The organism is Kitasatospora sp. NPDC004799 (genome assembly GCF_040609095.1).
Lineage (GTDB): Bacteria > Actinomycetota > Actinomycetes > Streptomycetales > Streptomycetaceae > Kitasatospora.
On sequence record NZ_JBEXJK010000325.1, the window covers coordinates 1 to 9,517 of the forward strand.

6 protein-coding genes are annotated in these 9,517 nt (G+C 75.5%); all 6 read left to right on the forward strand.

Annotated elements, in window-relative coordinates:
• Positions 1–49 precede the first annotated feature (49 nt).
• The 6 genes from ABZW03_RS30535 (at position 50) to ABZW03_RS30560 (ending at position 9,483) form a co-directional block, all read left to right on the forward strand.
• Complete coding sequence (locus ABZW03_RS30535; protein ID WP_355265330.1) at positions 50–496, forward strand: hypothetical protein; 447 nt, start codon at positions 50–52, stop codon at positions 494–496.
• Positions 497–825: 329 nt separating this feature from the next.
• Positions 826–3,714 (forward strand): leucine--tRNA ligase, encoded by a 2,889-nt coding sequence (gene leuS / locus ABZW03_RS30540; RefSeq protein ID WP_355265333.1) that lies wholly within the window; start codon positions 826–828, stop codon positions 3,712–3,714.
• A gap of 373 nt (positions 3,715–4,087) precedes the next feature.
• Positions 4,088–4,870 carry a hypothetical protein gene (locus ABZW03_RS30545; protein WP_355265336.1) on the forward strand — a complete coding sequence of 261 codons (783 nt, stop codon included), beginning with the start codon at positions 4,088–4,090 and terminating at the stop codon, positions 4,868–4,870.
• A gap of 128 nt (positions 4,871–4,998) precedes the next feature.
• Positions 4,999–5,844 carry a DegV family protein gene (locus ABZW03_RS30550; RefSeq protein WP_355265339.1) on the forward strand — a complete coding sequence of 282 codons (846 nt, stop codon included), beginning with the start codon at positions 4,999–5,001 and terminating at the stop codon, positions 5,842–5,844.
• A 220-nt stretch (positions 5,845–6,064) separates the two neighbouring features.
• On the forward strand, positions 6,065–7,003 hold the full coding sequence (locus ABZW03_RS30555) for a helix-hairpin-helix domain-containing protein (protein WP_355265342.1): 939 nt from the start codon (positions 6,065–6,067) through the stop codon (positions 7,001–7,003).
• A 56-nt stretch (positions 7,004–7,059) separates the two neighbouring features.
• Positions 7,060–9,483: a ComEC/Rec2 family competence protein gene (locus tag ABZW03_RS30560; RefSeq protein ID WP_355265345.1), complete on the forward strand. Its 2,424-nt coding sequence runs from the start codon at positions 7,060–7,062 to the stop codon at positions 9,481–9,483.
• The last annotated feature ends 34 nt before the right edge of the window (positions 9,484–9,517 follow it).

Below are 9,517 nucleotides of genomic sequence, written 5' to 3' on the forward strand. Positions count from 1 at the left end.
AGAGTGAATGCGGAGCTTGCCGAGGAGATCAGCTCGCGAATCCGCGTCAATGGACACCCACGGCGCCGCGCTCAGCCCCACCGCCCGGGCCTGCCAGCGCGGCCGGCTCGCCCGCGCGTACGGCCGCCGGGGCGAGGCCGAACGGGCCGAGGCCGCCGCCGCCCGGGCCGTCGCCGAGCTGGACGGCCTGCCCGGCGCCGAGGAGGCCCGGGCCGCCCTCGCCGGGATGGTGGGGGAGGGGCGGCTCGCGCTCGGCCAGCACCGGCTGGCCAAGGTGCTGCTCGCCGAGGCCGTGGCCGGGCTCGGCCCGGGGCGGGCCCGCTCCAAGGCGCTGCTGATGGTGCGCCTCGCCGAGGCCCACCGCAGGCTCGGCGACCAGCGGGAGGCGGCCCGCACCGCCGCGCTGGCGCGCTCGCTCGCGGCGGGGATGCAGTCCGAGCGGCTGGCGAAGGCGCTGCGGGAGTTCGACGCGGCGGGGCGGGCGGCGGCGCGCTGACGGGGCGCGCCGGTGCGGTGCTGCGGGGCGGTGCGGCGGCCGGGGCGGGCCGCGCGGGTGCGGTGCTGCGGGGCGGTGCTGCGGCCGGGGCTCCCGGGAGCGCGCTGACCCGCTTGCGGTACCCTGAGCCCATGCGAACCGTGCGCCTGCTCCTTAGCCGGCCGCGCTGACCAGGACCGGCTGCGCCCCCGGGCGGTGCCGGAGTCGGCGTGGCGTCCCCTCCTGCGAGGGGATTTTTTGTTTTCCGCCCCCGACCCCGTCCCGGGCCGGGTCCACGGGCCGGCCGCCTGTGCGGTTCGCCAACTGACACCGATGGAGCTTGAAGGACCATGAGCGAGACGACCCCTGCGTCCGGCGCGGCCGAGACCGCGACCGAGCCGTTCCGGTACAGCGCCGCGCTGGCGGCCGAGATCGAGTCCCGCTGGCAGGACATCTGGGAGAAGGAGGGCACCTTCCACGCCCCCAACCCCACCGGTGCGCTGGCCGACCCGGCGGCCGGCGACGTCGCCGCGAAGCCGCACAGCTTCATCATGGACATGTTCCCGTACCCCTCGGGCGCGGGCCTGCACGTCGGCCACCCGCTGGGCTACATCGCCACCGACGTCTTCGCCCGCTACCAGCGGATGACCGGCCACAACGTGCTGCACACGCTGGGCTACGACGCCTTCGGCCTGCCCGCCGAGCAGTACGCGGTGCAGACCGGCACCCACCCGCGGGTCTCCACCGAGGCCAACATCGCCAACATGCGCCAGCAGCTGCGCCGGCTGGGCCTGGGCCACGACCCGCGCCGCTCGATCTCCACGATCGACCCGGACTACTACCGCTGGACCCAGTGGATCTTCCTGCAGATCTTCAACTCCTGGTACGACGCGGACGCCCGCAAGGCCCGTCCGATCGCCGAGCTGGTCGCCGAGTTCGAGTCCGGCGCGCGTGAGCTGCCGGGCGGCCGCGCCTGGGCGTCGCTGTCCGCCGCCGAGCGCGACGAGGTGCTGGGCGAGTACCGGCTGGCCTACGCCAAGGAGGTGCCGGTCAACTGGTGCCCGGGCCTGGGCACCGTGCTGGCCAACGAGGAGGTCACCGCGGACGGCCGCTCCGAGCGCGGCAACTTCCCGGTGTTCAAGTCCAACCTGCGCCAGTGGATGATGCGCATCACCGCGTACTCGGACCGGCTGATCGAGGACCTGGACCTGCTGGACTGGCCCGAGGCCATCAAGCTGCAGCAGCGCAACTGGATCGGGCGCTCCGAGGGCGCCCGGGTCGACTTCGCGGCCCCCGGCGACCGGAAGATCACCGTCTTCACCACCCGGCCCGACACCCTGTTCGGCGCCACCTACATGGTGCTGGCCCCCGAGCACGGCCTGGTCGACTCGATCGTCCCCGCCGCCTGGCCCGAGGGCGTGCCCGCCGAGTGGACCGGCGGCGCCGCCACCCCCGCCGAGGCCGTCGCCGCCTACCGCGCCGCGGCCGCCGCCAAGTCGGACGTCGAGCGGCAGGTCGAGGCCAAGGTCAAGACCGGCGTCTTCACCGGCGCCTACGCCGTCAACCCGGTCAGCGGCGAGCCCGTGCCGGTGTTCATCGCCGACTACGTGCTGATGGGCTACGGCACCGGCGCCATCATGGCCGTCCCCGCCCACGACCACCGCGACTTCGCCTTCGCCCGCGCCTTCGCGCTGCCGATGCGCTGCGTCGTCGAGCCGACCGACGGCCGCGGCACCGACCCGGCCGCGTGGGACGACGCGTTCGACACCTACGACTCCGTCATCGTCAACTCCGCCCGCCCCGAGGGCGACCTGTCGCTGAACGGGCTGAGCGTCGTCGACGCCAAGGCCGCCGCCACCGCCTGGCTGGCCGAGCGCGGCATCGGCGAGGGCACCGTCAACTACCGCCTGCGCGACTGGCTGTTCAGCCGTCAGCGGTACTGGGGCGAGCCCTTCCCGATCGTCTACGACGAGGACGGCGTCATGCACGCGCTGCCCGAGTCGATGCTGCCGGTCGAGGTCCCCGAGGTCGACGACTACTCGCCGCGCACCTACGACGCGTACGACGCCACCTCCTCGCCGGAGACCCCGCTGTCGCGCAACGAGGCCTGGGTCAACGTCGAACTGGACCTGGGCGACGGCGTCAGGAAGTACCGCCGCGAGACCAACACCATGCCCAACTGGGCCGGTTCCTGCTGGTACGAGCTGCGCTACGTCGACCCGTCGAACTCCGCGGCGGTCGTCGACCCGGCCAACGAGCGGTACTGGCTGGGCCCGACGGAGACCAAGCCGGCCGGCGGCGCCGACCTGTACGTCGGCGGCGCCGAGCACGCCGTGCTGCACCTGCTGTACGCGCGCTTCTGGCACAAGGTGCTGCACGACCTGGGCCACGTCTCGTCCGTCGAGCCGTTCCACAAGCTGTTCAACCAGGGCATGATCACCGCCGACGTCTACCGCGACGAGCGCGGCTTCCCGGTGCCCGCCGCCGAGGTCGAGGAGCGCGACGGCCAGTACTTCTGGCAGGGCGAGCCGGTCAAGCGCGAGGCCGGGAAGATGGGCAAGTCCCTGAAGAACGCCGTCGCGCCGGACGACATCGCCGACGAGTACGGCGCCGACACGCTGCGCCTGTACGAGATGTCGATGGGCCCGCTGGACGTCTCCCGCCCGTGGGACACCCGCGCCGTCGTCGGCTCGTACCGCTTCCTGCAGCGGCTGTGGCGCAACATCGTCTCCGAGACCACCGGCGAGCTGGTCGTCACCGAGGAGGAGCCGGACGACGCGACGCTGCGCGCCCTGCACAAGGCGATCGACGGCATCCGCGGCGACATGGCCGGGCTGCGCTTCAACACGGCCGTCGCCAAGGCCATCGAGCTGAACAACTACCTGGTCAAGCGCGGCTCCACGCCGCGGACGGTGGCCGAGCAGCTGGTGCTGATGGTCGCTCCGCTGGCCCCGCACGTGGCCGAGGAGCTGTGGCGCCGGCTGGGCCACACCGAGTCGCTGGCGCACACCGACTACCCGGTCGCGGACCCGGCGTACGTGGTGGACGAGACGGTGACCTGCGTGGTCCAGATCAAGGGCAAGGTCAAGGCGCGGCTGGAGGTGGCGCCGGGCATCTCGGACGCCGAGCTGGAGGCGCTGGCGCTGGCGGAGCCGGCGGTCGTCGCGGCGATCGGCGGGGCCGAGGTGCGGAAGGTGATCGCGCGGGCGCCGAAGCTGGTGAACATCGTCACCGGCTGAGTGTTGTCGGTGCTGTCTGTGCTGCCGGTGCTGTCGGTGCTCGTGCTGCGGCTGTCGCTGCGGTGGGAGTGTCGGCGGCGGTGACCGTGGCAGTGGTCGGGCGGGCGTCCTTCGGGGCGCCCGTTCGGCGTTTCCGGGGCGCTCAGGGGCTTTCGGGGGTGCCGGGCCCTTGGTGTGGTCGGGCGCTCAGGGGCGCCAGGTTCTCGGGGTGGTCGGGGCCCTCGGGGAGATCCCGGATCTGACCCTGATCTCCGTTCGCCGGGGCCTCTCCGGCTGCCCCCGGGCGGGTTCCGGCGGCTACCGTGGAACCCTCGGCGATGCGGCCCGCGTTGGGCCCGGTGGGGGCCGGAACGACGGCGGAAGGTGGCGCGCGATGGACGTGTTCGGCGTGATGATCGGGCTGGTCCTGCTCTTCGGGGTCGCGGTGATGGTCCTGGCGGTGGTCGGTACGGTCAAGGCCGCCAAGGCCGTCGGCGCGAAGATCGAGAAGCACGAGGCCAGCGCCCGGCGCGCCGTGGAGACCGCCACCCTCAAGGCGAAGACGTACACCAAGGTCGGCCCGCCCGCGCAGATCGCAGCCGTCCGGCTCGGCCTGCGGACCTCGCTCGACGGCACCCGGCAGGTGCTGGAGGGCGGCCTCGCGCAGGACGGCCAGCTCGGCGAGGCGCTCGCCCTGCTCGACCGGCTCGACGCGCACGCCGCCGAACTCGACGGGGAGCTCCGGACGCTGGAGCGCGAGCCGGACACCGGGCGGATCGCCGCCAAGCTGCCGGAACTGCGCGAGCGGGCGGAGCGGATCACGCACTCGGCGGAGACCATGCGCTGGGCGGCGCAGGACCGGATGCACCGGTTCGCGGACGACGAGCTGAGCCGGCTGAGCCAGGAGTGCGAGAGCGAGGCGGGGGCGCTGCGGCACTGGGACGTCGCGGGGGGTGCGTCCTCGTCCTCGGCCCCGTCGTCCTCGGTCTCGTCGTCGTCCTCGTCCGCTGCCGGGGCGCCGGCTCCGGGTGCCACCGGTTCTGGGGGTGCGGCTCGGGCCGGGCTGACCGACGGGAAGGGGCGGCCGAGTGCGGAGGAGCTGCTCGGGCTGGCCGATCCGCTGACCAAGCTGGCGCAGCGGCTGCGCAAGCCCTCGGCGGGGCCTTCGGCGGGCTGATCCGGGGGCTCGGCGTGGGGCGGTCGACGGGGCTCCGGCCAGCTGGTCCGGTCGCGCGCGGCGGGCCTCCGGCCGCCGGCCGCGCCGGGCGCTGTCCTCCCGGACCGACGGGGAGTAACCTCCGGCTCATGCCCTCCGACCTCGCGCTCGTCACCGATTCCACGGCCTATCTGCCGCAGGAGGCCCTCGACCGGCACGGGATCACGGTGGTCCCGCTGAGCGTCGCGGTCGGTGACTCGGTCCTGAGCGAGGGCGTCGAGATCTCCCCGAAGGACGTCGCCGAGGCGCTGCGCGGCAAGCAGCGGGTGACCACCTCCCGGCCGAACCCGGAGACCTTCGCCGCCACCTACCGGGCGGCCGCCGAGGCCGGGGCGAAGGGGATCGTCTCGGTGCACATCTCCGGCGAACTGTCCGGCACCGTCGAGGCCGCCCGGCTGGCCGCGGCCGAGGCCCCCGTACCCGTGCGGGTGGTGGACAGCCGGCTGGTCGGGATGGCGCTCGGGTACGGCGTGCTGGCGGCGGCCGAGGCGATCGCGGCCGGGCAGGGCCTCGCCGAGGCGGCCGAGGCGGCCGGGCGGCGGGCGGCCGGGACCAGCGGGTTCTTCTACGTCGACACCCTGGAGCACCTGCGCCGGGGCGGCCGGATCGGGGCGGCGCGGGCGCTGCTCGGCTCGGCCCTGGCGGTCAAGCCGCTGCTGCACCTGGACGGCGGGCGGATCGAGCCGCTGGAGAAGGTGCGGACGGCGTCGCGGGCGATCGCGCGGCTGGAGGAGATCGCGGTCGAGCGGTCGGGGGAGCGGGAGGTCGACATCACCGTGCACCACCTGGCGGCCGAGGACCGGGCCGAACCCCTCGCGGAGCGGTTGCGGGCCCGGGTGCCGGGGCTGCGGGAGCTGTACGTGGGCGAGGTGGGGGCGGTGATCGGGGCGCACGTCGGGCCGGGGCTGCTCGCGGTGGTGGTCGCGCCGCGCTGAGGGGGCGGCGGGCGGTCGCCGGTGACGGTCGTGGGTGGCGGTTGAGGGTGGCGGTTGAGGCGGTGGTGGCGGCCGGTCAGGCCGTTTGGCGGGCGGGTTGGTCACGTTCGAACGGCCTTGTTCACTCCTGTGAGTGACGCTTTTGTCCACAACCCCCGGGTTATCCACAGGGTTCGGTTAATTTCCGCGCGATCGCCGGCGGACTCCTACCGTCCTCGGCATGACGACCATGGGCCTGGGCGCGGCGAAGCGCCATGCGATCGACGAGACGGTACGGCTGCGGATGGCCGCGCTGCTGCCGGTGGGTGACGAGCCGGAGGACGGTTCCGCGGAGACGGCTTCGCCTCCGCGGCCGTCGGGCGGGGTGCGGCCGTCGGCGGAGGTGCCGCCGTCGACCGGCGTACCGTCGACCGGCGTACCGCCGCCGGTGCCGCCGGGTGCGGATGGTGCGGCGGACCCGCCGGAGGCCCGGGCGCGCCCGCGGTTCTCCCCGTTCCCCTCGGCGCTGGCGCTCGACCGGCGGGCGGTGGCCGGGCTGGCCGTCCTGCTGCTGTTCGCGGTCGGCTATGCCGTGCAGCACTTCTGGCTGGCCCGGCCGGAAACGGTCGCCGTTCCGGCACTGGCGGCGGTCGCGGCACCGTCGGGCTCCGAGCCGGCCGCCTCCGCTGACGCCGCTGCCGTTGACCCTGCCGTCGATCCCAGAGCCGGGCCTGCCGCCGGCACCGGGGCGGGCGTCGTGGTGGACATCGGCGGGCGGGTCCACGTCCCCGGTTTGCACACCCTGCCCGGCGGCTCCCGGGTGGCCGACGCCCTGCGGGCGGCCGGCGGTCCGCTGCCGGAGACGGACACCAGGAACCTCAACCTGGCCCGCGTCCTGGTGGACGGTGAGCAGATCCTGGTCGGTGAACCGGCGTCCGTCCCTGCCCCGGCCGTCGGGAGCGGACCTCCGGGTGCCGCCGTGCCCCGACCACCCGTCAGCCTCAACCGCGCCACGCTCGAACAGCTCGACACCCTCCCCGGCGTCGGCCCCACCCTCGCCCAGCGCATCCTCGCCTACCGCACCTCGCACGGCTCCTTCCGCTCCCTCGACCAGCTCCGGCAGGTCAGCGGCATCGGCGCCCGCACGTACGCGGAGCTCCGTCCGCTGCTCACCCTCTGACGCCTCCACCGCTGTCGTCTCCGTCCGCTTCCCGGCCTTCGAAAGGAGGTACCGCCGTGTCCGTTCCCGTCATGCCCGTCGGCCCGGCCGCCGCGCCGCGTTCCCCGGCCGCCACGCCGCGTTCCCCGGCCGCCACGCCGCGCTCCCCGGGCGCCGACTTCCGGCTGCTGCTGCCCGCCGCCTTGGCCTGGGCAGTCACGGCGGCACTCCTGCGGCTGGAGCCGGGGTACCGGGCCCTGGTCCTCGCCGCGGCGGGCGCCGCCGCCCTCGCGGGTGTCCTGCTGCTCATCCGGCCGGGGGTCCTGCGCCGGCGCGGGGCCACAGCGACGCTGGCCGCCGTCCTGCTCACGGGCGCGGCGGCCGCGATCGCCACCCCGCTGCACACCGCCGACCTCCACCGCGGTCCGCTGCCGGAGCTCGCCCGGGCGTCCGTGGCCGCCGAGCCGCGAGCGCCGTCCCCGGTGGTGGAGGTGGAGCTGACCGTCGCGGGGGACCCGCAGGTCCACACCTCCAGGAGCGGCCCGGGCGGCGGGCAGACGCTCACCACCGTGGACGCGGTGGCCGACCGGGTCACCCCGCTCCCGGACGGGCGGGCCACCCGCACGCGTACGCCGGTGACCGTCATGGTCCGAGGAGCCGAGGGCGGGGCCTGGCAGCGGCTGCTCCCGTCCCAGCGGCTGGCGGTGGAGGCCGAGGTGCGGTCGGCGGGGGAGGGCCACGACACCGAGTCCGCCGCGCTGCTGGTCGTCCACGGGCCACCCCGGCAGCTGGCGCCGCCGAGCCTGCCGCAGCGGATCGCCGGCCGCCTGCGCGAAGGACTGCGCTCGGCCACCGACGGACTGCCGGCGGACGCCCGCGGGCTGCTCCCGGGGCTGGTCGTCGGCGACACCTCGCGGCTGCCCGACGACCTCGACGACGCCTTCCGGGCCACCGACCTGGTGCACCTGGTGGCGGTCAGCGGGGCCAACCTGGCGATCGTCCTCGGCGCGCTGCTGGGGGCGCCGGGCCAGGCCGGCACGCCGGAGCGGCGCGGGCTGGCCGCGGTGCTGGGGCTGTCGCTGCGCACCGGCGCCCTGCTCGGCACGGCGCTGACGCTGGCCTTCGTCACCGTCTGCCGGCCCGAGCCGAGCGTGCTGCGGGCGGCCGGAACGGGGTTGATCGGCATGCTGGCCCTGGCCACCGGCCGTCCCCGCAAGGCGGTGCCCGCGCTGGCCGGAGCGGTCCTGGTGCTGGTCCTGCTGGACCCGTTCCTGGCACGCTCCTTCGGCTTCCTGCTCTCCGTGCTCGCCACCGCCGGGCTGCTCGTCCTCGGACCGCACTGGGCCGAGGCGCTGCGGGCCCGCCGCTGGCCCCACCACCTGGCGGGCGCGCTCGCGGCGACGGCGGCCGCCCAGGCGCTGTGCGCGCCGGTGACGGTGGTGCTGTCCGGGCACATCAGCCTGGTCGGCATCCCCTGCAACCTGCTGGCCGAGCTGGCGGTGGCCCCGGCGACACTGCTCGGCTTCGGCGTGCTCGTCCTGCACCCGCTCCTCCCGGCCCTGGCCCGGCTGCTCGCGGAAGCGGCCGCGGTGCCGGCCGGCTGGCTCGCCCTGGTGGCCCGCCGCGGCGCCGACCTGCCGGGCGGCCAACTCTCCTGGCCGGGAGGGTGGTTCGGGACGGCGACGGTCGCGCTGGCCGTCCTGGCGGCCTGCTGGGCGGCGCCGCTCCTCCTGCCCAGGCGGCCGGAGCCGGGCGCCCCGACGCCCCCTCGGCGGCGCTGGGCCCGGGCCCTGGCGGCGGGGGCGCTGACGGCGGTCCTGCTGGTTGTGCTGCTGCGCCCGCCGCAGCTCACCCGGATCGCCACCGGCTGGCCGCCGCCGGGCTGGCGGCTGGTGATGTGCGACGTCGGGCAGGGGGACATGCTGGCCCTCGCGACGGGGACGCCGGGCAGTGCGGTGGTGATCGACACCGGGCCGGATCCGAACGCGGCGGACAGGTGCCTGCGCGATCTCGGCATCACGACCGTGCCCTTACTGCTGCTGACGCACTTCCACGCCGACCACGTCGAGGGCGTGCCGGGGGTGCTGCGGGGCCGCAGGGTGGGCGCGGTCGAGGGCACCACGCTGGACGACCCGCCGGGCGAGGCGGCCCGGGTGAGGGGCTGGGCGGCGGGCGCCGGCCTCCCGCTGCTGAGAGCCGGCCGGGGCGAACGGCGGTCGGCAGGCCAGGAGTTGGCCTGGGACGTGGTGTGGCCCGGGCCCGGAACGGCTGCCGAGGCGCCGGGCCCGAACAACGCAAGCGTCGCATTGATGGTGTCACTGACAGGAGGACTACGGATGGCACTGCTCGGAGATCTCGAACCGCAGGCCCAGTCGGCGCTGCTGGGCCGGGTGGGGAAGGCGGACGTCGTGAAGGTGGCGCACCACGGGTCGGCCCACCAGGACTGCCGCCTGGCGCGGCCCGTAGCGCGGCGGATCACGGCGGGCCGGAACGATCTCTGACGGGGTGGGCATGGGTACGGGCTCGGGCACGGCA

Coding starts and splice junctions, on each gene's coding strand:
- ABZW03_RS30535 (WP_355265330.1), top strand. CDS start 50: ATGGACACCCACGGCGCCGCGCTCAGCCCCACCGCCCGGGCCTGCCAG.
- ABZW03_RS30545 (WP_355265336.1), top strand. CDS start 4,088: ATGGACGTGTTCGGCGTGATGATCGGGCTGGTCCTGCTCTTCGGGGTC.
- leuS (WP_355265333.1), top strand. CDS start 826: ATGAGCGAGACGACCCCTGCGTCCGGCGCGGCCGAGACCGCGACCGAG.
- ABZW03_RS30550 (WP_355265339.1), top strand. CDS start 4,999: ATGCCCTCCGACCTCGCGCTCGTCACCGATTCCACGGCCTATCTGCCG.
- ABZW03_RS30555 (WP_355265342.1), top strand. CDS start 6,065: ATGACGACCATGGGCCTGGGCGCGGCGAAGCGCCATGCGATCGACGAG.